Origin of the sequence: Marinovum sp., from assembly GCF_034669705.1 — a bacterium.
Taxonomy (GTDB): domain Bacteria; phylum Pseudomonadota; class Alphaproteobacteria; order Rhodobacterales; family Rhodobacteraceae; genus Marinovum.
The window spans coordinates 1-20,936 of record NZ_JAXMOR010000011.1; the positions used below are offsets into that span (position 1 = coordinate 1).

The 20,936-nt window shown below is 71.1% G+C and carries 22 protein-coding genes and 2 riboswitches; of the genes, 5 read left to right on the forward strand and 17 right to left on the reverse strand.

Annotation, left to right across the window (positions count from 1 at the left end; genetic code table 11):
• Positions 1 to 90: 90 nt before the first annotated feature.
• The 6 genes from VOI27_RS09700 to cbiE all read right to left on the reverse strand — a co-directional run bounded on the left by VOI27_RS09700 (position 91) and on the right by cbiE (position 5,420).
• The gene (locus tag VOI27_RS09700; RefSeq protein WP_323765133.1) at positions 91 to 768 is read right to left on the reverse strand and encodes an energy-coupling factor ABC transporter permease; all 678 of its coding nucleotides are present in this window, start codon (positions 766 to 768) and stop codon (positions 91 to 93) included.
• A gap of 51 nt (positions 769 to 819) precedes the next feature.
• Positions 820 to 1,001: riboswitch (cobalamin riboswitch) on the reverse strand.
• Positions 1,002 to 1,038: 37 nt separating this feature from the next.
• Positions 1,039 to 1,758 (reverse strand): uroporphyrinogen-III C-methyltransferase, encoded by a 720-nt coding sequence (gene cobA, locus VOI27_RS09705; protein ID WP_323765134.1) that lies wholly within the window; start codon positions 1,756 to 1,758, stop codon positions 1,039 to 1,041.
• Positions 1,755 to 3,065 (reverse strand): cobyrinate a,c-diamide synthase, encoded by a 1,311-nt coding sequence (locus VOI27_RS09710; protein ID WP_323765135.1) that lies wholly within the window; start codon positions 3,063 to 3,065, stop codon positions 1,755 to 1,757. The genes cobA and VOI27_RS09710 overlap by 4 nt, the downstream gene beginning before the upstream one ends.
• Positions 3,062 to 3,877: a precorrin-4 C(11)-methyltransferase gene (gene cobM / locus VOI27_RS09715; RefSeq protein WP_323765136.1), complete on the reverse strand. Its 816-nt coding sequence runs from the start codon at positions 3,875 to 3,877 to the stop codon at positions 3,062 to 3,064. Before cobM ends, VOI27_RS09710 begins: the two co-directional genes overlap by 4 nt.
• Entirely contained in the window at positions 3,874 to 4,242 is a 369-nt protein-coding gene (locus tag VOI27_RS09720) for a cobalamin biosynthesis protein (protein ID WP_323765137.1), read from the reverse strand. Before VOI27_RS09720 ends, cobM begins: the two co-directional genes overlap by 4 nt.
• Positions 4,239 to 5,420, reverse strand: coding sequence for a precorrin-6y C5,15-methyltransferase (decarboxylating) subunit CbiE (gene cbiE / locus VOI27_RS09725; RefSeq protein ID WP_323765138.1), 1,182 nt, complete (start codon positions 5,418 to 5,420; stop codon positions 4,239 to 4,241). Before cbiE ends, VOI27_RS09720 begins: the two co-directional genes overlap by 4 nt.
• Between cbiE and VOI27_RS09730 the strand changes: the two genes are divergently transcribed.
• A complete protein-coding gene (locus tag VOI27_RS09730) occupies positions 5,419 to 6,171 on the forward strand; it encodes a cobalt-precorrin-6A reductase (protein WP_323765139.1) in 753 nt (250 codons plus the stop codon). The two genes, cbiE and VOI27_RS09730, sit on opposite strands and share 2 nt — an antisense overlap.
• Here VOI27_RS09730 and cobJ read toward each other — a convergent pair.
• From cobJ to VOI27_RS09765, 7 genes are read right to left on the reverse strand one after another with little or no spacing between them, the layout of a single operon-like run.
• Positions 6,144 to 6,896, reverse strand: a complete 753-nt coding sequence (gene cobJ, locus VOI27_RS09735) for a precorrin-3B C(17)-methyltransferase (RefSeq protein WP_323765140.1) — start codon at positions 6,894 to 6,896, stop codon at positions 6,144 to 6,146. The two genes, VOI27_RS09730 and cobJ, sit on opposite strands and share 28 nt — an antisense overlap.
• Complete coding sequence (locus VOI27_RS09740) at positions 6,893 to 7,708, reverse strand: precorrin-2 C(20)-methyltransferase (RefSeq protein ID WP_323765141.1); 816 nt, start codon at positions 7,706 to 7,708, stop codon at positions 6,893 to 6,895. The genes cobJ and VOI27_RS09740 overlap by 4 nt, the downstream gene beginning before the upstream one ends.
• Positions 7,705 to 8,334, reverse strand: a complete 630-nt coding sequence (locus VOI27_RS09745) for a precorrin-8X methylmutase (protein WP_323765142.1) — start codon at positions 8,332 to 8,334, stop codon at positions 7,705 to 7,707. The genes VOI27_RS09740 and VOI27_RS09745 overlap by 4 nt, the downstream gene beginning before the upstream one ends.
• Positions 8,335 to 9,531 carry a cobalamin biosynthesis protein CobG gene (locus VOI27_RS09750; protein ID WP_323765143.1) on the reverse strand — a complete coding sequence of 399 codons (1,197 nt, stop codon included), beginning with the start codon at positions 9,529 to 9,531 and terminating at the stop codon, positions 8,335 to 8,337.
• Entirely contained in the window at positions 9,528 to 12,956 is a 3,429-nt protein-coding gene (gene cobN / locus VOI27_RS09755) for a cobaltochelatase subunit CobN (protein ID WP_323765144.1), read from the reverse strand. The genes VOI27_RS09750 and cobN overlap by 4 nt, the downstream gene beginning before the upstream one ends.
• Before the next feature lie 37 nt (positions 12,957 to 12,993).
• Positions 12,994 to 14,049, reverse strand: coding sequence for a cobalamin biosynthesis protein CobW (cobW, locus tag VOI27_RS09760; protein WP_323765145.1), 1,056 nt, complete (start codon positions 14,047 to 14,049; stop codon positions 12,994 to 12,996).
• Complete coding sequence (locus tag VOI27_RS09765; protein WP_323765146.1) at positions 14,046 to 14,423, reverse strand: DUF1636 domain-containing protein; 378 nt, start codon at positions 14,421 to 14,423, stop codon at positions 14,046 to 14,048. Before VOI27_RS09765 ends, cobW begins: the two co-directional genes overlap by 4 nt.
• 75 nt (positions 14,424 to 14,498) lie before the next feature.
• Positions 14,499 to 14,711, reverse strand: a riboswitch (cobalamin riboswitch).
• A 36-nt stretch (positions 14,712 to 14,747) separates the two neighbouring features.
• Here VOI27_RS09765 and cobO point away from each other — a divergent pair.
• A complete protein-coding gene (gene cobO / locus VOI27_RS09770; RefSeq protein WP_323765147.1) occupies positions 14,748 to 15,371 on the forward strand; it encodes a cob(I)yrinic acid a,c-diamide adenosyltransferase in 624 nt (207 codons plus the stop codon).
• Here cobO and cobD read toward each other — a convergent pair.
• From cobD to VOI27_RS09790, 4 genes are read right to left on the reverse strand one after another with little or no spacing between them, the layout of a single operon-like run.
• The gene (cobD, locus tag VOI27_RS09775) at positions 15,368 to 16,333 is read right to left on the reverse strand and encodes a threonine-phosphate decarboxylase CobD (RefSeq protein WP_323765263.1); all 966 of its coding nucleotides are present in this window, start codon (positions 16,331 to 16,333) and stop codon (positions 15,368 to 15,370) included. The genes cobO and cobD overlap by 4 nt on opposite strands.
• A 13-nt stretch (positions 16,334 to 16,346) precedes the next feature.
• On the reverse strand, positions 16,347 to 17,282 hold the full coding sequence (cbiB, locus tag VOI27_RS09780; RefSeq protein WP_323765148.1) for an adenosylcobinamide-phosphate synthase CbiB: 936 nt from the start codon (positions 17,280 to 17,282) through the stop codon (positions 16,347 to 16,349).
• Entirely contained in the window at positions 17,279 to 18,052 is a 774-nt protein-coding gene (locus VOI27_RS09785) for a propanediol utilization protein (RefSeq protein WP_323765149.1), read from the reverse strand. The genes cbiB and VOI27_RS09785 overlap by 4 nt, the downstream gene beginning before the upstream one ends.
• Positions 18,049 to 18,627: a histidine phosphatase family protein gene (locus VOI27_RS09790; RefSeq protein WP_323765150.1), complete on the reverse strand. Its 579-nt coding sequence runs from the start codon at positions 18,625 to 18,627 to the stop codon at positions 18,049 to 18,051. Before VOI27_RS09790 ends, VOI27_RS09785 begins: the two co-directional genes overlap by 4 nt.
• Positions 18,628 to 18,681: 54 nt before the next feature.
• Here VOI27_RS09790 and cobU point away from each other — a divergent pair, with 54 nt between their 5' ends.
• Genes cobU through cobS form a run of 3 tightly spaced genes read left to right on the forward strand, consistent with a single transcriptional unit; the run spans position 18,682 to position 20,934 of the window.
• Positions 18,682 to 19,212 carry a bifunctional adenosylcobinamide kinase/adenosylcobinamide-phosphate guanylyltransferase gene (gene cobU / locus VOI27_RS09795; protein ID WP_323765151.1) on the forward strand — a complete coding sequence of 177 codons (531 nt, stop codon included), beginning with the start codon at positions 18,682 to 18,684 and terminating at the stop codon, positions 19,210 to 19,212.
• On the forward strand, positions 19,196 to 20,212 hold the full coding sequence (gene cobT, locus VOI27_RS09800; protein WP_323765152.1) for a nicotinate-nucleotide--dimethylbenzimidazole phosphoribosyltransferase: 1,017 nt from the start codon (positions 19,196 to 19,198) through the stop codon (positions 20,210 to 20,212). The genes cobU and cobT overlap by 17 nt, the downstream gene beginning before the upstream one ends.
• Positions 20,209 to 20,934 carry an adenosylcobinamide-GDP ribazoletransferase gene (cobS, locus tag VOI27_RS09805; RefSeq protein WP_323765153.1) on the forward strand — a complete coding sequence of 242 codons (726 nt, stop codon included), beginning with the start codon at positions 20,209 to 20,211 and terminating at the stop codon, positions 20,932 to 20,934. Before cobT ends, cobS begins: the two co-directional genes overlap by 4 nt.
• Positions 20,935 to 20,936: the final 2 nt, after the last annotated feature.

The following is a 20,936-nucleotide window of genomic DNA, read 5'->3' on the forward strand; positions in this document are numbered from 1 at the left end:
CCAGAGGTCTTGGATCATCTGTCGTCTCCGGACATGACACGGCCCGAACCCCGCGAAGGGTCCGGGCCGGATGTAGAGCCTTTGGCCCGATCAGCCGGCGGTGAAGAGCCGCGGCGACAGGATGCGGGCAAAGCCGGTGTCGCGGGCGGATTTCGCCGCCGCCAGTGCGGCCAGGTCGACCAGCGGCTCGATCAGCACGACCATCATGTAGGCGCCGCCGAAGGCCAGCACCGACTGCATGACGTCGGCCGAGACGCCCTGGCCGTAGAACACCCAGAACGCCACCCAGGCGACCACGCCGCCCTGGAAGGTGGCCGAGAATTTCAGAACGTCGGCGTATTTCAGGTCGGTGAAGGCGGTGCCGGCCGGCACCACGCGCCGCGCCAGCGCCGAGGCGGCAAACAGCGGCACCAGCAGGGTGGTCACGTTGACGAAATACATCGGCAGGTCGGTGGGCGCAAAGAACATGCCCTGCAGCAGCAGGCCGAAGGCCAGGCCCAGCGCGGCCGGGGCGGCGCCCAGCAGCAGGAACAGGGTGGTGCCGAGGATGAAGTGCACTTCGGACACGCCGACGACGAAATGCGGCAGCACCTCGAAGCAGAGGAAGGTGCCAACGGTGGCCAGCGCGGCGCGCGCTGCAAAGGCGACGGGGTTGCTGGCGCGCAGATCGCTCAGCGCCAGCTTGGCGGTATAGCCGGCGGCGCCGGCGGCGGTGACACTGGCAAGGCCCATTTTGGCGGCGTCGACAACGCCCGGTTCGATATGCATGGTCAATCCTTCATACAGGTGCTGCCCCTCCGGCAGCGGGATGGATCGGGCCGTGGCCCGGCGATGCATGGCAGGTTTCCTGACTTGCGGGTCATTGCGCGCGAAGGCCCTTCCCAGCGTCGCCGCCAGTGGTCATGCCTCTGCGCTCGCCGCTCACAGTTGCGGGGGCAGTCCGGGTCTTGCACCCGGTTCCCTGAGGTCACCAAGGTGACACCATGCCCCTCCGGTGTAGCCAGCGGCACGGGGCCGGGGCAAGCACAAACTGTCAAATCAGCTCTCTGCCAGGGGTCCGTAGAGGATCAGCGCCGGCTGGTCGCCGGTTTCCCGCGCCAAACGGTCTGACAGCGCGCTCACGGTGTGGCGGCTGATCTGCTGGTCCGGCCGGCTGACCGCCTCGGCCAGAATCGCCGGCGTCTCGGGGGGCAGGCCGGCCGCGATCAGACGCGCCGCCAGTTTCGGAAAGGTGCGCTTGCCCATGAAGACCACGGTAGTCGCGCCCGGATCAGCCAGTGCCGCCATATTGACGTCTTCTGGCAGGGCACCGGTGACATCGTGACCGGTGACATATTGCACCCGCCGGGCGGTCAGCCTGCGGGTCAGCGGAATGCCCGCGGCGGCGGCGGCGGCATTGGCCGAGGGCACGCCGGGGATGATCTCGTAGGGGATGCCCGCGGCCTTGAGCGCGGTGATCTCTTCCTCGAGCCTGCCAAAGACGCCGCTGTCGCCGGATTTCAGCCGCACCACCCGCTGGTCGAGCTGCGCGTAATCCACCAGCAGCCGGCTGACATGGTCCTGTCGTGGCGAGGGCCGGCCGGCGCGCTTGCCCACGGCCACCATGTCGGCGCCGCTGCGGGCATGGTCGAGGATCGGCCCAGACGACAGATCGTCGAACAGCACCGCGTCGGCGCGTTTCAACCGGTCGACCGCCTTGAGCGTCAATAGCTCCGGATCGCCGGGACCGGAAGAGACGAAGGAGACAAAGCCGGTCATTGCGGATCCTCGCCGGTGATCAGGTGAAAGAAGGTGCCGGTGACCGTGCCGCGGGTCGAGCCGGTCTCGGGCACCGGGGTGCCATCGGCGTCGGTGACCTGCGCCAACGGCGTGTCGGGCTGGTCGAGGATCGTCGAGTAGTGGAACTCGTGGCCGCGCAGCGCCGCCCCGGCGTCAAACCCGGGCATCGGTGCACTCAGCGTGGCGCGGCGATAACCGAGGTGGAACTTGCGGGTCTCATAGGAGGTCACCAGCCCGAGCAACCCGGCCATCTCGTGGCGGGTCCCCTGCCTGTCGATCAGCGCCGCCCCAAGCGCCATGTAGCCGCCGCATTCGCCATGCACCGGCTTGCTCTCGGCGTGTTTGCGCAGGGCGGCGCGGAACCTGGTGGCTGCGGCCAGCGTGCCGGCGTGCAACTCGGGATAGCCACCGGGGAGCCAGACCAGATCGGCCCCCGGATCCGGAACCTCGTCTTCCAGCGGCGAGAATGGCCGGATCTCGGCCCCCGCCGCCTGCCAGCCTTCGAGCAGATGCGGATAGGTGAAGCTGAAGGCCGCGTCGCGGGCGATGGCGATGCGCTGTGCCGGGGGGCGGGGCAGGGCAGCAGGCGCGGGCAGGGCATGGCCCCGCGCCGCCGCCTTGATCGCCTCCAGATCGACGTTCTCGCGCAGGAAGCTGGCATAGCCGGCGATGGCGGCTTCGAGGTCGGGGTGCTCCACCGCCTGGATCAGCCCGAGATGGCGTTCCGGCAGGGTCAGGTCGCCGCGCCGCGGCAGCACCCCCAGCACCGGCATCCCGGCGCGTTCCATCCCCAGCCGGGTCAGCCGTTCGTGGCGGGGCGAGGCGCAGCGGTTGAGGATCACCCCGGCGAAGGGCAGGTCGGGCATGTACTGCCGGAACCCCAGTGCCGTGGCCGCCGCCGATTGCGCCTGCCCGCCGACGTCGAGCACCAGCACCACCGGCCAGCCCATCGCCTGCGCGGTCTCGGCGCTGGAGCCAAAGCCCTGCTGGCCGCGTGTCGCCACCCCGTCGTAGAGCCCCATCGAGCCCTCGGCGATGCAGATGTCGGCGCCCGCGGCCTGACCGGCGATCGCCTGCCACAACCCCGGCCCCATCGCCCAGCTGTCGAGGTTGAAACTGTGCCGCCCCGAGGCCGCGCGATGAAACGCCGGGTCGATGTAATCGGGGCCAGACTTGAACGGTTGCACCACCATCCCCTCCTCGGCCAGCGCCCGCAGCAGCCCGAGCATCACCGTGGTCTTGCCGGTGCCCGAGGAGGGGGCGGAGATCAGCAGCCCGGCGCTCATGACGTGGTCTCGCTCTCGGTCTCGGTGTCCGGGGTCCAGTCCGACCATGCGCTCTCGGCGCTTTGCGGCCGGTAGCGGCGGTCATAGTCCACCGCGTAAAGACAGCTCTCGTCAAAGCCTTCGCCGGCCAGCGCCGGTCCGACGAGGATCAGCGCGGTGCGGGTGATGCCCTCGGCCAGCCGGTCCGCGATATCGGCCAGCGTGCCGCGGATGATCTGCTGGTCCGGCCAGCTGGCACGATAGACCACCGCAACCGGGCAGGCGGCGCCATAGGCGGGGGTCAGGTCGGCGACCACGGTCTCAAGATTCTGGATCGACAGATGGATCGCCAGGGTCGCGCCGGTGGCGGCGAAATTGGTCAACGTCTCGCCCGCCGGCATCTTCGAGGCGCGGCCCGGCGTGCGGGTCAGCACCACCGATTGCGCCAGCCCCGGCAGGGTCAGCTCGGCGCCAAGCGCGGCGGCGGCGGCGGCAAAAGCCGGCACCCCGGGGGTGACGGAAACGGGGATATCCAGAGCGCGCAACCGGCGCAGCTGTTCACCCATCGCCGACCAGACCGAGAGATCGCCGGAATGCAGCCGCGCCACATCCTGTCCGGCGTCATGGGCGGCGCGGATCTCGGCGATGATCTCGTCAAGGCTCAGCGGCGCGGTATTGACGATCCGCGCGTCCTCCGGGCAATGCGCCAGCACCGCCTCGGGCACCAGCGAGCCGGCATAGAGACAGACCGGGCAGCTGGCGATGATGTCGCGGCCGCGCAGGGTGAGCAGGTCGGGCGCGCCGGGGCCGGCGCCGATGAAATGAACGGTCATGGGGTCTTTCCTTGGGCGGACGACCGGGCCAGCGCACAGGTCGCCAGCCGGTCGGATGAGAAGGTGCGCGGCGCGATCAGCCGCGCACCGGGGCCGGCCGCGGCCAATGCTGCGGCCTCGGCGACAGAGCCGGTGCCGCGGGTGGTTTGCGAGGCGGCGGAGCGGGTGGTCGTGTCCTGCGCGGTCAACGCCTCGGCGGAGACGCGGCGCAGCGGCAAGCCGAGGTCATCGGCCAGCGGCGCAAGCTGCGCCGCCTTGTCGTGGGCGGTGGCCAGCGCCTCCGGCGTGCCACCGGTCTGCGCCAGCGCGTCACGCAGCGAGGCCAGCGTGGCGCGGGTGGAAAAGCCGAAGCCCGCGACGATCATGGAAAGCTCCACTGGGTGATCGGAAACGCCTGTTTCCAGCCGCGTTTCGGCCCGATGGCCACGGTCTCGGAGATCTCCACCCGCATCAGCCGGCCGCCACGCCGCGCCTGCGCCGCCACCAGCAGCGCCTCGCTTTCCAGCGTCACCGCATTGGCGACGATGCGGGTGTCCAGCGGCTCCAGCGCCGCGAGCAATGCCTCCGACAGCCCGCCGCCGATGAAAACCGCATCGGGCCTCGGCAGATCCATCAGGGCGTCGGGCGCCTTGCCCTTCACAACCCTCAGCCGGTCGACGCCGAGCGCGCGGGCGTTGCCCTCGATCAGCGCGATCCTGTCAGCGCGGGGCTCGATCGCGGTGGCCTGCAGGCTCGCATCCGACAGCAGCCATTCGATCCCGATGGACCCCGACCCACCGCCGATATCCCACAGATGCTCGCCCGGCCGCGGGGCCAGCGCCGAGAGGGTCAGCGCCCGCACCGGACGTTTGGTCATCACCCCGTCGCTGTCGAACAGCGCATCCGGCAGACCGCTGGCGCGCGGCAGCACCGCGCCTGCCCCTGCCACTTCGACGCCGACGCAGACCGGGTGGGCGAAGACCCCCTCCAGCGTTTCGGCCGAACCGTCTGTCACCCGCTCGCGCGGCCCGCCGAGCGCCTGCATCACCGTCACCTCCGAGGCGCCAAAGCCGGTCTCGCGCAGGTAGGCGGCAAGCGCGGCCACGGCATCGCCATCGCGCAGCAGCAGGATCATCCGGGCGCCCGGCGCGAGATGCGGCCGCAACCGGCTCAGCGGCGCGGCATGCAGGCCAAGGCAGAGCGTGCGCTCCAGCGGCCAGCCCAGCCGGCTTGCGGCCAGCGAAAAGGTCGAGCGGCCGGGAAAGGCGCGCCATTCGCCCGGCGCCAGATCGCGGGTCAGGGTGGTGCCGGCGCCGAACCAGAAGGGATCGCCCGAGGCCAGCACCACCACCGGCCTTCCGCGCAGGGCCATCACCTCGGCGACGCCCTGGGCAAACGGCACCGGCCATTCGATGATCCGGGCGCCGGTCTCGATCAGCGACAGGTGCCGCGGCGGGCCGATGACGATTTCCGCCGTCGCCAGCGCGGAACGGCTTGCAGCGCAGAGCCCGGCCGGGCCATCTTCGCCCAGACCGATGATCGTCAGCCAGGGAGCCTCAGCCATGACCGTGAACCTTCTGATCCTCGGCGGCACCACCGAGGCCCGCAGGCTGGCCAGCGCCGTGGCCGAGGCCGGTCTGCGCGGCACGGTCTCGCTCGCCGGTCGGGTGGAGCGGCCGGCGCCGCAAGGCCTGCCGCTGCGCTCGGGCGGGTTTGGCGGCATCGCGGGGCTGGCAGGCTACCTGCGCGAGACTGCCGTGACCCATGTGATTGACGGCACCCATCCCTTTGCCGCGCAGATGAGCGCCAATGCGGTCGCCGCCTGCGCCGAGACCGGCGTGCCATTGCTGGCGCTGACCCGGCCTGCCTGGGAACAAGGGCCTGAGGACCACTGGATCCGCGTGCCCGACATCGCCGGCGCGGTGGCGGAGCTCGACCGGCCGGCGGCGCGGGTGATGCTCGCCGTCGGGCGCATGCATCTGGCGGAGTTCGCGCCGAACCCGCAGCATGCCTACCTGTTGCGGCTGGTCGACCCGCCCGCCGAACCGCTGCCTTTTCCCGAGCATCACGTGGTGGTCGATCGCGGGCCCTTTACCCGCGACGCCGACCTGAAGCTGCTGACAGACCATCGCATCGAGCTGGTGGTCTCGAAGAACGCCGGCGGCAGCGGCGCGCGCGCCAAGATCGACGCAGCCCGTGCGCTCGGCCTGCCGGTGATCATGATCGACCGGCCGGCGATCCCGCCGCGCGCCGAGGCGCATTCCGTCGAGGCGGCGCTGGCCTGGCTTCATGGCGCGACCGAGCGGGGGGTATAGACGAAGGGCGCGCCGTCCCGCGCGATCACCCGGGTGGTCGCGCTGCCGACGATGACCACGGTGCGCATGTCGGCCATTTCGGGCCGGCAGTCGGGCAGCGGTACCACCCGCAACGCCTCGTCGGGGGTGCTGACGGCGCGGGCAAAGATCACCGGGCGGGCGTCGCCGCAGGCGTCTTTCAGAATGTCGAGCGTGCGCACAAAGCCCTCGGGCCGCGATTTCGAGCGCGGGTTGTAGAAGGCCATGGCGAAATCCGCCTCGACCGCCAGCCGCAGGCGTTTCTCGATCAGCGCCCAGGGCTTGAGGTTGTCCGACAGGTTGATGGCGCAGAAATCATGCCCCAGCGGGGCGCCGGCGCGGGCGGCGGCGGCGAGCATGGCGGTGATGCCGGGCAGCACGCGAATGTCGAGATCGCGCCAGGCGTCCGGCCCGGCCTCCACCGCCTCGAAGACCGCCGAGGCCATGGCAAAGACGCCGGGATCGCCCGAGGAGACCACGACGACGCGCCGCCCTTCGCTGGCCATCTCCAGCGCATGGCGCGAGCGGTCGAGCTCGACCCGGTTGTCCGACGGGTGCAGGGTCAGCCCCGGCCGCGCGGCAACCCGCGCGACATAAGGGATATAGCCCACCACATCGGTGGCCTCCGCCAGCGCGGCGCTGACCTCGGGGGTGACGAGGGCCTCGGCGCCGGGGCCGAGACCGGCGATGGTGACACTGCCGCTCATGGCCGCCGCCCCTGTCCATGCACCACGATGATCGAGAAATAGGGGGTGATCTTGTCCTCGGCCTCGGAGAGCCGCTGCACCGTCTCGCCGGGCATGGCGGCATATTCCACCAGCCAGGCGGCGTCATAGCGCCCGGCCTGCTTCAGGGCGCGGCGGATCTTGTCGATGTTGCGGCCGATCTTCATCACCACCAGCGCATCCGCCCGTTGCATATGGTCGACCAGCTCGGCCTCCGGCAGGGTGCCCATCAGCGTCGAGAGCACATCATCGCCCCAGGTGATCGGCGCGCCGGTCGCGGCCCAGGCGGCGGACATGCCGGTGATCGCCGGCACCACCTCGACCGGGCAGGTCGCGCTCAACCGGCTGTGCAGATGCATGAAGGAGCCATAGAAGAACGGATCGCCCTCTGAGACCACCACCACCTCCTCGCCCGCCTGCGACAGCGCCCGCAGCCGTGCGGCGCTCTCTTCGTAGAAGGCCGAGAGCAGTTCGTTATACCGTGGATCGCTCAGCGGGATTTCGGTGGTGACGGGGTATTCCATCGCAATCTCGGAAACATCCGCCCGCAGCATGCCGTCGATAATGCGCCGCGCCTGGCCCTCGCGGCCGGCCTTGCGAAAGAACGCCACATGGCGGGCCTCGCGCAGCAGCCGGTCGGCCTTGACCGACATCAGCTCGGGATCGCCGGGGCCGAGGCCGACGCCCCAGATGGTGCCAAGATCGGGGCCGCGCCTGGAAGCGGGATCAGGGCCGAGATCAGAGCCGAGATCGGGGGCATGATTGGGGCCAAGATTGGAGGCAAACGCGGTCATTCGGCGCGGCTCGCGATGGCGTTGATCGCGGCGACGGTGATCGCGCTGCCACCGAGGCGCCCCTCGACGATGCAGCAGGGCACCGGCTGATCGGCCCAGAGCGCATCCTTGCTCTCGCGCGCGCCGACAAAGCCGACCGGGCAGCCGATGATCGCCGCCGGGCGCGGGCAATCGGGGTCTTCGATCATGTTGAGCAGGTGGAAGAGCGCGGTGGGCGCATTGCCGATCGCCACCAGCGCGCCTGCGAGCTTTGGCCGCCAGAGCTCCAGCGCCGCGGCCGAACGGGTGTTGCCCATCTCGCGCGCCAAATCGTGGATGCCCTCGGCCTGCAGCGTGCAGAGCACGGCGTTGTCAGCTGGCAATCGCGCCCGGGTCACCCCTTCGGAAACCATGCGCGCATCGCAAAGGATCGGTGCGCCACCCGCCACCGCTTCGCGGGCGATGCGGGCGAAACCGGGGGAAAAGCGGATGTGCTCCTCGAGCCCCACCATGCCGGCGGCGTGGATCATCCGCACCGCGATCGGCTCTTCCTCGGGGTCGAACCGCGCCAGATCGGCCTCGGCCCGGATGGTGGCAAAGCTCTGGCGATAGATGGCGGCGCCGTCTTTTTCGTAATCGTAGGGCATTCAGAGGCTCTCTTTTACTTGGTCCGGGGTCAACGCGCGGGCGGTAGGGCTGTCCCACGGCGCTCCGTCGCGGACAAGATCGAAACGCCCTTCGCGCCCGGTGAGGGTGAGCGCGGCGGGGCGGGGATGGGCGCAGCCCTTGGCGCAGCCCGAGACATGCAGGGTGGCGCGCGTCCGGGGCGCGAGCTCGCGGGCGAGGTCGAGGGTGGCGACCGTGGCCTGCGGGCAGAACGGCGCGCCGGGGCAGGCATGGGCGCGCATCAGCGGATCGTCCGGGGCGGTGACGAAGGGCGTGTCGCCGGGGCGGGCCTCCAGCAGCAGGACCAGCCGGCCGGGCAGCAGCCGCAGGCCGGGGGTGCCGCTGGTCGCGATCAGGGCGCGCAGGGCCGGGGCGGCAAGCTTGCCAAAGGCGGCGCCGAGCAGGGTGCCCTCGGGCAGAGGCCCCGGCGCGGGGGCCGGGGCGGGGTCACGCGGGGCGGTGGTGGTCCACTCCGGCGGCAGCGGCGTCTGGCGCAGGTGGCGGGCCATGCGGCCATTGGCAGGCCCGCCGGTCTCGGTGAACCAGCGCGCAAGCGCGATCAGCGCCGCCATCGCCTCGGCCTCGGGGATCGCGCGGCCGCGGGCGCTGCCATCGGCGCGCAGGATGAGCTGGCCGACCGCATCCAGCTCGAAGCGGATATCGGCGGAGGCCTCGGTCAGGATCGCAGCGCGGCCGGTGTCGAGGGCAAAGCCCATCTTCTCGGGCAGGTCCGGCAGCTGTGGCAGGGTCGCCAGCAGCGCGTCATGCAGGCGGGCGCTCAGCCCGGCGGCATCGCGCAGCGCCGGCATCAGGATGTTGCGGTGACCCTCGACCGCCGGGTCGTCATCGATCAGCCCGAGGGTGGCGAGCTCTGCCAGAAGCGCCGGGTGGTCGGGTTCCGAGACGCCACGGATCTGCAGGTTGGCGCGCGAGGTGAGGTCGATCATGCCGTTGCCGAAACGCTCTGCCAGATCGCAGAGCGCCAGCACCTGCGCCGCGTTCAGCTCTGAGCGAAACGGCCGCACCCGCACCAGCAGGCCGTCGCCCGAGAGCATCGGGCGATGCGCACCGGGGCACCAGCCTTTGACGATCGGGCCTTTGACGATCGGGCCTTTGACGATTGAACCCTTGGCGATCGTGCCCTTGGCGCTTGAACCCCTGACCACCGGCGCGCTCATGCGTCGGCCTCCAGCGCGGCGCGGATCGAGTTGCGGCGGGTCTGCCAGAGCCCGGCGGCCTGCAAGGCGCGGAACCTGTCCAGCATCGCCTGATGCGCCGCCGGGTTGGCCGCGCGCAGAAAGGCCGCGACCTGCGGATCGCCCAGGGTGGCGTCATGGTAGGCGTCGAAGAGATGCGGGCCGACAACGCGCGCCAGATGGGCAAAGCTTGCCATGTGATCGAGCGTCGCGGCGATCTCGGCGGCGCCGCGGAACCCGTGGCGGCGCATCCCGGCGATCCAGCCGGGGTTGGCGGCGCGGGCCTGCACCACGCGGGCGATCTCTTCGCGCAAGCTACGCGCGCGGGGCTGGCCGGGATCGGTGCTGTCGAGGTGATAGAGCGCCGCCCGCCCGCCGGTGACCGATTGTGCGGCGGCAAAGCCGGCCTCATGCGCGGCGTAATCGGCGGCCAGCAGCAGGTCGGTCTCGGGCAGGTCCTGCAGGTGCACGAAACTGTCGGCCTGCTGCACCCGGTCGCGGATGCCGGCTGCGTCGCGCACCGCCGCATCGCCGTCGAGCGCCCAGGACGAGGCCTTGAGCCAGGCTTCGCCGGCCTGCGCGCGGGCGTCTTCGGTATAGGTTTCCGTGGCATGGCCCATGCCCAGCCCGAAGCTGCCCGGCGCCGGGCCATAGACCCGCGCGCCCACCGACCGTCCGGCGTAGGGGTTCCAGTCGGCGGCCTCGTCGCGTGCCTCCAGCGCCCGGACAGCCGTTGCAAAGAGCGCCGAGAGCGTCGGAAAGACATCGCGGAACAGGCCCGAGACCCGCAGGGTGACGTCGATCCGCGGCCGGTCGAGCTCGGCGATCGGCAGCACCTCGATGCCGGAAACGCGCTCGGATCCCGTGTCCCAGACCGGTTTGACGCCGAGCAGATGCAGCGCCATGGCGAATTCCTCGCCGGCGGTGCGCATGGTGGCCGAGCCCCAGAGATCGACGATCAGCCCGCGCGGCCAGTCGCCCTCGTCCTGCAGATGGCGGCGGACCAGCTCTTCGGCGAGCGTCACGCCCTGGGCATGGGCGGCACGGGTCGGCACCGCGCGGGGATCGGTGGTGAAGAGGTTGCGGCCGGTGGGCAGCACATCGCTCCGCCCGCGATAGGGCGAGCCCGAGGGGCCGGGCGCGATCCGCCGGCCGTCGAGGGCATCGATCAGCGCCTGCCGCTCGGCCGCGGCGCTGGCGGTGAGCGGCGCGGCGGTGGGGGCGCTCTGGGGTCCGGCTGCGGTTTCCGCCTCGGCAGCGGGCGCGCTGTCGGGCCGGCCCCAGATGTGCAGACCGTCGCCGTACTGGCTTTCCTTGATGTCGCAGACGAAACGGTCGATCCGGGTGAGCGCCTCGGCGGTCGAGCTAGCGCGGTCAAGACCGAGATCCTCCTCAAGCCCCAGCGCCCGGGCCTCGGCGCGGATGTCGCCCTGCAGCCGGTCGCGGCGCTTCGGGTCGAGCCCGTCGGCATTGGAGAACTCGTCGAGCAGGCTTTCCAGCGCGGCAAAGCGCTCGGGCGTGCAACTGTCCTTCAGCGGCGGCGGCACATGGCCGAGGGTCACCGCGCCGATCCGCCGCTTGGCCTGTGCCGCCTCGCCGGGGTCATTGACGATGAACGGGTAGAGCACCGGCAGGGCGCCGGTCAGCGCCTCGGGCCAGCAGGCGCGCGACAGGGCGACGGATTTGCCCGGCAGCCATTCCAGCGTGCCATGGGCGCCGATATGGACCAGCGCGTCGGCCTGTCGCTGCAACCAGAGGTAAAAGGCGACATAGGCATGACGCGGGGTGCGGGCGAGGTCGTGGTAGTCGTCGTCGCGGGTCGCGGGCGTGCCGCGCTCGGGTTGCAGGGCGATGAGCGCTTTGCCGAGGGTGAGGGCGGCGAAGCGGAAGGCGCCGTCGTGGCAATCGGCGTCGGTCTCGGGCGCGCCCCAGGCGGCCTGCAGGTCGTCGCGGAGGGTCTGCGGCAGGGACTGCAGCAGCGCGGCATAATCGGCCAGCGGCAGCTGCATCTCGCGGGCCAGCAGGCGGGTGTCGAGGGCGTCCGGCACTGGCGCGATGTCGTAGCCTGCGCCCTGCAGGTCAGACAGGATGGCGCGGGCCGAGGCGGGGGCGTCGAGGCCCACCGCATGGCCCATCTGCCAATCCTTGCCGGGATAGGTCGAGAGCACCAGCGCCGGGCGGCGCGCCGCCGGTGGTCGCGCCGCGAGGTCGAGCCAGCCCTGCACCCGCGCCACCAAGGCGGCGATCCGGTCGGCATCGGGCCGGTGGACATGGCGGGCGAATTGCAGCTCGGGGTGGCGCTCTTCCGGCTCCTTGAAGGAGATGGTGCCGCCGGTCAGCCGGCCGTCGACCTCAGGCAGCACCACATGCATCGCCAGATCGGCCGGCGAGAGCCCGCGATCGGCCTCGGCCCAGGCCTTGCGGGTCGAGGTCGCCAGCGCGGCCTGAAACACCGGCACCCCGCTGGCATCGAGCGGCGAGGACCCCTCGGCGCCCTTGCCGGAAAAGGCGGTGGCGTTGACGATGGCGTCGGGCGCATAGGCGCGCACCTGGCGGCGCAGCCAGCCAGCGGCCTCGGGGGCCTTGAGCGAGGGGGCAAAGAGGGCGCGGACGTGGTGGCCGCGGACGCGGAACGCCTGCATCAATGCGTCGATCGGCGCCATGTCGGCGGCGACCACATAGGAGCGGTAGAAGACGATCAGGATGCGGCTTTGGCCGGCCGCCGGGTCCGCGCTGTCTTTCAGCTTTCCGGTCGTCCCTCCGGTCAGGCCCCGCGTTTTCACGCTCCCGTCTCGCAGGGCGCTGTCTTTTTGGGGCCACGGCTCTCCGAGATCGGCCAGCGGGCAGCCCGGCCCGTGCTCGGGCGTCCAGCCGCCGACCGTGGGCAGCACCTTGGCGCCGCGCACCGGCGTGGCATAGAGCCCGGCGGCCAGCGCCAGCTGCTGCAGCGCCGCCTGCGCCGCCACCGCGCCGCCGTTGTCGCAAAGATGGCTCAGCTGGTGCAGGGTCGAGACCGGCAGGGTCGAGACCGCCTCGAGCCGCGGATCGGGCCTTCCATCGGCGGGCAGCACCGCCAGCGCGATGCCCTTCTGCTCGGCCAGCGCCTGCACCTGCTGCAGCCCGTAGTCCCAATAGGAGGTACCGCCGATCAGCCGGATCAGGATGCCCTTGGCGCCGGCCAGCGTCTGCTCGACATAGGTATCGACCGACAGCGGATGGCACAGCGCCGAGAGGTTGGCGAGCCGCAAGCTCGGAAGCCCGGCCTGACCGCGCCGCCAGCCTTCCGCGAAAGCGCCGAGGTCGCTGTCGGAGAACGACAGCACCACCAGATCCGCCGGGGACTGGCCCAGGTCGGTCGGGGTGGCGGTCTCGTCGAGACCATGGCTTTCGCGAAAGATGACGTGCATCGGCTGTCCTGGAGGTGGGTTACAAACCCACCCTACGTTATTCGGCGGCTTGCGCGACCGCGCCCAGCACGGCGCGGATCGCATCGGGGTTCACATCGTCATGCTCGGCGATCACCACCAGCCGGCCCTGGCGGGGCTCATCGGCTTTCCACGGCCGGTCGTACTGGTGGCGCACCCGCGCGCCCACCGCCTGGACCAGCAGGCGCATCGGCTTGCCGGTGACGCTGGCATAGCCCTTGACCCGCAGGATGTTCTGGCTCTTGGCCAGGGTCTCGATCCGGGCCACCAGATCGGCCGGGTCGGCCAGCTCGGGGATGTCGATGACGACGGAGTCGAAATCGTCGTGCTCGTGGTCGTCATGGTCGTCGTGGTGGCTGGGGCGGGCCTCCATGTCGTCCTCGGCGGCGGCTTCCAGACCGAGGATGACGCGCGGATCGACCACGCCCTCGGCCACTTCGACCACCGGCAGCGGGCGCGGCGCCTCGGCAGCGATGATCTCGCGGGCCTTGGCGACACCCTCGGGACCGGCAAGGTCGGGCTTGGTCAGCAGGATGATGTCGGCGCAGGAGATCTGGTCCTCGAAGACCTCCGACAGCGGGGTCTCGTGGTCGAGGCTGTCATCGGCGGCGCGCTGCGCATCGACGCGGGCCACGTCAGGCGCGAACCGGCCGGCCGCCACCGCCTCGGCATCGGCCAGCGCGATGACGCCGTCGACAGTGATCTTTGAGCGGATATCGGGCCAGTCGAAGGCCTTGAGCAGCGGCTTGGGCAGCGCCAGCCCGGAGGTCTCGATCAGGATGTGGTCGGGGCGCGGATCGAGCGCCATCAGCGCCTCGATTGTCGGGATGAAATCATCCGCCACGGTGCAACAGATGCAGCCGTTGGCCAGTTCCATGATGTTTTCCGCCGGGCAGTCGGGGATGGCGCAGCCCTTGAGGATCTCGCCATCGACGCCGACATCGCCGAATTCATTGACCACCACGGCCAGCCGGCGGCCGCCGGGGTTCTGCATCAGATGACGCACCAGGGTGGTCTTGCCGGAGCCAAGAAAGCCCGTGATGACGGTGACGGGGAGTTTTGCGAGATCGGTCATTCGGCGGCCTTTACGGTCAGGGGTGGGATGCGCGCGATGCAGTTGCGCTTGAAATGGTCGGGTCGCTGGCGCCAGGGGATCAGCCCGTCGGCTGCCGCGTGATAGAGCGCCGCGCCTTCGATCAGCATGTCGGGATGCGACGTCTCGTCGAGGTTTCCGTACAGATAGGTCCAGCGGTCGCCGCCGCGCAGCGCCACGGTGCAGCCGGCCTCGCAGTTCTGCAGGCATTCGACGGCGGTGACGCTCACCTGATCGGGCAGGTCGCGGGCGGTGACCTCGTCATAGAGACGCTGGCCGGGGCGGCGGTCGTCTTCGGGGATCTCCTGCCCCCTGCGGCATTTGACGCAGATCAGCAGTTCGACAGGCGCGCTCATGGTCATCTCCATTTCAGGGGGTGCGCGCGGGGGTGGCAGGATGCCACGCATCCGAGCCCGGAACACCCCGTCCGGTTCGTCATCGTCTGCGTTGGCAGGTCTCCCGGCTTGCGGATATGGGCCCTGGCCCATGGTCCCCGGCCTTCCCGGCAATGCTGCCAGTGGCGGTGGGGCCCTCTCCGGTTCACGGTCGCGGGGGCGGCTGTGCCTGACCGCGGGGGCGCTCCCCCTTGGCTGCACATTCCCTTTTCACCTGTTTACACAGGCACCAACTGGGTGCGACATGCTGCGAAAACCCATTCGCTGTCAAGGAGCCCTGCCGCCATGTCCGACCAAAATGACGCAGAGACCAACGCCCGCCACGCCGAGAAGATGAAGAAGATCAAGGCCGCGCGCGACCGGATGATGGCCGGCAAGACCGAAGAGAAAGGTCTGATCATGGTCCATACCGGGCCGGGCAAGGGCAAGTCCTCGTCCGGCTTCGGGATGATTCTGCGCTGCATCGCGCACCAGATGCCCTGCGCCGTGGTGCAGTTCATCAAGGGCAACTGGATCACCGGCGAGGCCGAGATGATCCGCACCCGCTTTGCCGAGGAGTGCCGGTTTTTCGTCTCGGGCGAGGGCTTCACCTGGGAGACCCAGGACCGCGAACGCGACATCGCCGCGGCGCAAAACGGCTGGAAGATCGCGCAGGAGCAGATCCTCGACCCCGAGATACAGTTTGTGCTGCTCGACGAGATCAACATTGCGCTGCGCTATGACTACCTCGACATCGACGAGGTGGTCGACTTCCTGCTGCACAGGAAGCCGCCGATGACCCATGTCTGCCTGACCGGCCGCAATGCCAAGCCCGAGCTGATCGAGGCGGCGGATCTGGTGACCGAGATGACGCTGGTTAAGCACCCGTTCCGCGACGGGATCAAGGCGCAGAAGGGCGTGGAGTTCTAGAGCGCGCGCATCGCCGCTTCGAGCTGCGCCCAGCGTTCGCCCGGCGGCAGGCCGAGGCGCAGCCAGCTGTCGGAATAGGGAAAGATGCGCGACCAGACGCGGTGCCGTGCCAGTGTCTCCTGCGCGGCGGAAGCGTCCGGCGTGGTGTAGGTGCGAAACAGCGGCGTGCCACCGATGGGGGTCCAGCCGGCCTCTGCCGCCAGTGCGTCGAGCCGCGCCGCGCCCTCGGTCAGCCGGGTGATGCAGCGCGCCTGCCAGTCGCGGTCGGCCAAGGCCGCGCTGGCGACCTCGATCGCAGGACCGGAGACGGGCCAGGGGCCGGCCATTTCGCCCAGCCTGTCGGCGAGATCGCCTTGGGCCAGCGCAAAGCCCAGCCGCAGCCCGGCCAGCCCGTAGAACTTGCCGAAGGACCGCAGCACCACGAGATTGTCGCGCATCTGCCCGGCTATAGAGAGTTCCGGCTCGGGATCGGCAAAGCTCTCGTCGACGATCAGCAGGCCCACTTGCTGCGCCAGGGCCAGCAGCGCCTCAGGCGCATGCCGCCGCCCATCGGGGTTGTTGGGGTTGACCACCACCGCCAGGTCGGTGCCGCGCAGCGCGTCCAGCGTCGCCACCTCGGCCACCTGCCAACCACAGGCGCGCAGGGCGGCGGCGTGTTCGTTGTAGGTGGGCGCCAGCACCGCTGCCCGCCCCGGTCGCGCCAGCCAGGGCACCAGCTGGATCGCGCCCTGCGCGCCGTTCACCGCAATGACGCGGGCCGGGGTGGCATAGGCGCGGGACGCGGCGTCGCAGAGCCGCGCCATGTCGGATTTGCGCGGCAGCACCGCCCAGGCCTCGGCCGGGATCGTGGGCAGGGGGTAGGGGTCGGGGTTGATCCCGGTCGACAGGTCGAGCCAGTCGGTCGGGCTGCCGCCGAGGCGGGCGATGGCGGCGTCGAGGTTGCCGCCGTGATCACGGGTCATGTTCATGGCCGCCTTAGAGCAGCGCCAGCCCGGCCAGCGCAAGCCCGCAAAGCAGCATGGCGCGGCGATAGAGCGCCAGCGCTCGGGCCAGGTCCTGCGGCGTGGGGTCCGGCGCGCCGGGGTTGAGCCAGGGTTCGCGGGCGACGGCCGCGCCATAGACCCGCGGACCGGAAAGGCGGATGGCGAGCCCGCCGGCCATGGCGCCCTCGGGCCACCCGGCATTGGGCGAGCGGTGTTTCGGCGCGTCGCGCCACATCACCCCTGCGGCGCGCCCGGGCCGGCGGGAGACCAGCGCAAACAGCAGCCCGGTCAGCCGCGCCGGCAGCCAGTTCACCGCGTCGTCGAGCCGGGCGGCAGCTTTGCCGAAGGCCTCATAGCGGGCGGTGCGATGGCCGATCATCGAATCCATCGTGTTGATCGCCTTGTAGGCTGCGATCCCCGGCAGGCCCAGCAGCACGCCCCAGACCAGCGGCGCGACGATTCCGTCAGAGGTGTTCTCGGCCAGGCTCTCGGTGGCGGCGCGGGCGACGGCAGGGGCGTCGAGCCGGGCAGGATCGCGGCCGACGATCATGCTGACGGCCCGGCGCGCACCGGCGAGGTCGCCGGCCTGCAGCGGGCGGGCAACGTCGGCCACATGCGCGTGCATCGAGCGCAGGGCGATCAGCGGCCAGGCACAGAGCGCGCCGAGGGCCACGCCCGGCCAACCGCCCGGCAAGACCCGCTGGATCGCCAGCGCCGGCAAGCCCGCCAAGACCACAACGACCACCACCGTCAGCGCGCCACCACCCAGCCGCCGGGGGCGTGTGCCGGTGTTGAGCCGGTGCTCCAGCGAGGAAATCGCCGCCCCCAGCCAGGTCACCGGATGGCCGATCCGGGCATGAAGCCAGCCCGGCCAGCCCAGCGCCAGGTCGAGCACCATGCCGCCCAGCATCATCGCGGCAAAGCTCATGGCGCCCCCGTTTCGAAGCTCAGCACCCCGGTCAGCCCGGCCTCTGCCAAGGCCGCGGCGCCCTGTGCCGGCAGGGCTCCCGGCGCAAAGACCAGCCCGCGGGCCGAGCCGGTATGCGCCCGGATCACCCCCAGCGCGCCCAGCTCACGCGCCAGATCCGCCATCGGATCGCCCGGCCCCCGGCGCGCGGTGCAGCGCGCGGCAGAGGCGCTGGCGATGGCCGCCGCGCGGGGCAGGTCGCGGTTCTGGCTCGCCGCCATCCAGTCGGTGGCAAGATCGGTGATATCGTCGAAATCCGCGTCTCCGGCCTCGGTGCGCTGCGGCGCGCCCCATTGCCCGCCGAGCACCACGGCGCGCGGCGGCGGGGCCAGATCACGCAGCACCTGCCCCCGGCGCGAGGCCCAGAGCAGCTGGTCGGGGCTGGCAAACATCAGCGGATCGCTGGCGCCCTCGATGGCGATGCAGGCCCGCGCCAGCGCCTCGGGCGCGCCGTCGAACCCTGCCGCCCGCGCCAGCGCCACCAGCGTCGCGGTCGAGGCCCCGGCGCCGATCCCCAGTTCGAAATTGCGGCTGGCGCCGGGCAGGGCGCCGAGGCCGAGCCTGGTGGCGAAGGCCGCGAGATCCTCTGGCGAAAACGGCATCGCACCGTCACCGGGCGCGGTCACCTGCAGCGCCGGGCAGACCACGGTGACCAGCGCCACCGGGCCGTCGGATCCGATGCGGCCCTGCAGCCATTCGCCGAAATGCCCCTGCACCGTCACCGGCCTCATTGGCGGTTGACCTCGATCACCGAGACCGGGCCGTCAGCCCCGCAGCGCAGCCGGGTCAGCGACAGCGGTGCCACTTCGAAGGCCAGCGCGCCGGGCACGCTGCCGATGACCAGCGCCAGCGCGGACCGGATCACCCCGGCATGCACCACCAGCGCAACCGGGCCACCCCAGTTGGCCTGCGCGCCGTGCTGGGCCAGCGCCGGCGCGGTCCGGGTGCAGAGATCGGCAAAGCTCTCGCCGCCCGGTGCCGCATGGCGGGCCAGCGCCGCAGCGCTGAGGATGCCGAGATCTGGCAACGCCTCGAAGGGCAGGCCGTCATGGGCGCCGAAGTCCTGCTCCCAGAGCCGCGCGTCCTCAAGGCTGGTGCCGAAGAGGGCCTCGGCGGTCTGGCGACAGCGCTGCGCCGGGCTGCTGATAACCTGCGCCACGTCACCGAGCCGCGCCTTGAGCGCGGAGATCGCCGCCGGATCGATCCGCGCCGCGACGTCGGTGCAGCCGTAGAGCCGCCCCGGCACGGCGGCGGGCGCATGGCGGATCAGCACGAGTTCTCCGCTGGATGGCGTATTGGTCTGCAACAGGTCGGCTTTCTGGCTTTCTTTTCACGTCGGAAAATGCTTTCCCACGCGGCAATGCAAAAGTCGATACTCATCACCGGTGGCGCGCGGTCGGGCAAATCCGCGCTGGCCGAACGCAGGGCGCTGCAGCCCACGGGCCGCGCGATCTATATCGCAACCGCGCGGGTCTACGCGGGCGACAGCGAGATGGCCGACCGCATCGCCGCCCATCGCGCCCGCCGCGGCGCGGCCTGGCAGGAGCTGCATGCGCCGGTGGATCTGGCGGGGGCGCTGCGCGACAGCGACGGTGGCGCGCCGCGGCTGGTGGATTGCCTGACGCTCTGGCTGACCAACCTGATGCTCGACGAGGCCGACTGGCGCGCCGCCACCGACGCGCTGGTCGAGGCGCTGGCGGCGCAATCCGCGCCGGTGATCCTTGTCAGCAATGAGGTGGGTCTGGGCATCGTGCCCGAGAACCGGCTGGCGCGGCGCTTTCGCGATGCTGCCGGCCATGTCAATCAGGCCGTGGCCGCGGCCTGCGATGAAGTCTGGCTGGCGGTGGCCGGCCTGCCAATGAGGGTGAAACCGAGTGACGATACTTTCTGACTCCGCAACGCTGGCGGCGGTGGCCACTCTGGCCGGCCGCCTGCCGCAGATCGATGCCGAGGCCGCCGAGGCCGCGCTGGCGCGGCAGAACAGCCTGACCAAACCGCCCGGCGCGCTGGGTCGGCTCGAGGAGCTGGCGATCTTCATGGCCGGCTGGCAGGGCCGGGAAAGGCCGCAGATCGACCGGGCGCAGGCGCTGGTCTTTGCCGGCAACCACGGGGTCTGCGCGCAGGGGGTGAACCCGTTCCCGCAGGAGGTCACCGCCCAGATGGTGGCCAATTTCGAGCAGGGCGGCGCGGCGATCAACCAGCTCTGCCTTGCCAATGACGCCACGCTCTCGGTGATCGCGCTCGCCTTGGACCGGCCCACCGGTGACATCACCGAAGGCCCGGCGATGTCCGAGGACGAGACCCTGACGGCGATGCGGCGCGGCGCCGAGGCGGTTGACCCCGAGGCCGCAGTGCTGGTGCTGGGCGAGATGGGGATCGGCAATTCCACCGTCGCCGCGGCGCTGGCGATGGGTGCCTTCGGCGGTGCGGCAGCGGATTGGGTCGGGCGTGGCACCGGGTCCGACGCCGACGGGATGGCGCGCAAGACCGGCGCCATCACCCGCGCCTGCGCGCGCCATGCCGGGGCCGCCGGGCTCGACATCCTCGCGCGGCTCGGCGGGCGCGAGCAGGCGGCGATCTGCGGTGCGGTGCTCGAGGCGCGGGCGCGGCGCATCCCGGTGATCCTCGACGGCTTTATCTGCACAGCGGCCACGGTGCCGCTCTTTGCCTGCGATCCGCGGTTTCTCGATCACTGCGTGGTGGGCCATGTCAGCCGCGAGCCGGGCCATGCCCGCCTGCTTGATGCGCTGAACCAGCGGCCGATCCTGTCGCTCGACATGGCACTCGGCGAAGGCTCCGGCGCCGCATTGGCGCTTGGCGTGCTGCGCGCGGCGCTGGCCTGTCACAACGGCATGGCGACCTTTGCCGAGGCCGGGGTCTCGGACGGATGAGCCTGCGCGCCCGGCTGGCCGAGGTGCAGCTGGCGGTGATGCTGCTGACGCGTCTGCCGGCCGGGCAGACCTTTGGCGCCGTGCCGGAGCTGGTGGCGGCGCGCTGGGCCTTTCCGGCCGTTGGCGCGCTGATCGGCGGGCTGACCTGGGCGGGCTTTGCCGGCGCTGCGGCGCTTGGTGCCCCGCCGGCGATTGCGGCGCTGCTTGCATTGGCGCTGCTGGCGCTGCTCACCGGGGCGCTGCATTTCGACGGGCTGGCGGATTATGCTGACGGCATCGGCGGCGGGCGCGACCGGGCCCATGCACTCGAGATCATGCGCGACAGCCGGATCGGCAGCTACGGCGTGCTGGCGATGATCGTGGTGGCGGGGCTCTGGGCAGTCTCAGTGGCCGAGGCCGCGCCGGGGCCCCTGGACTTCATCGTCGCGGCGGTGCTGAGTCGGGCGGCGATGGTGGCGCTGCAGGAGGCGCTGCCGCCCGCGCGGGCCGATGGCATGGGACGGAGGGCCGCCGGCCGCAGCCGCGCGGCGCGTTGCGTCCTTGCGATTTTGGCGCTGGTGGCGCTGGTGCTCTGGCCCTGGCCGCTTCTGGCCTGCGGGCTTGTGACCGCGCTCATTGGCTGGCAGGCGCGACGTCGGATCGGCGGCCAGACCGGCGATGTGCTGGGCGCGGCGCAGCTGGTGTCGGAAACCGCGATCTGGGTGACGCTGGCCTGCCTGTGACG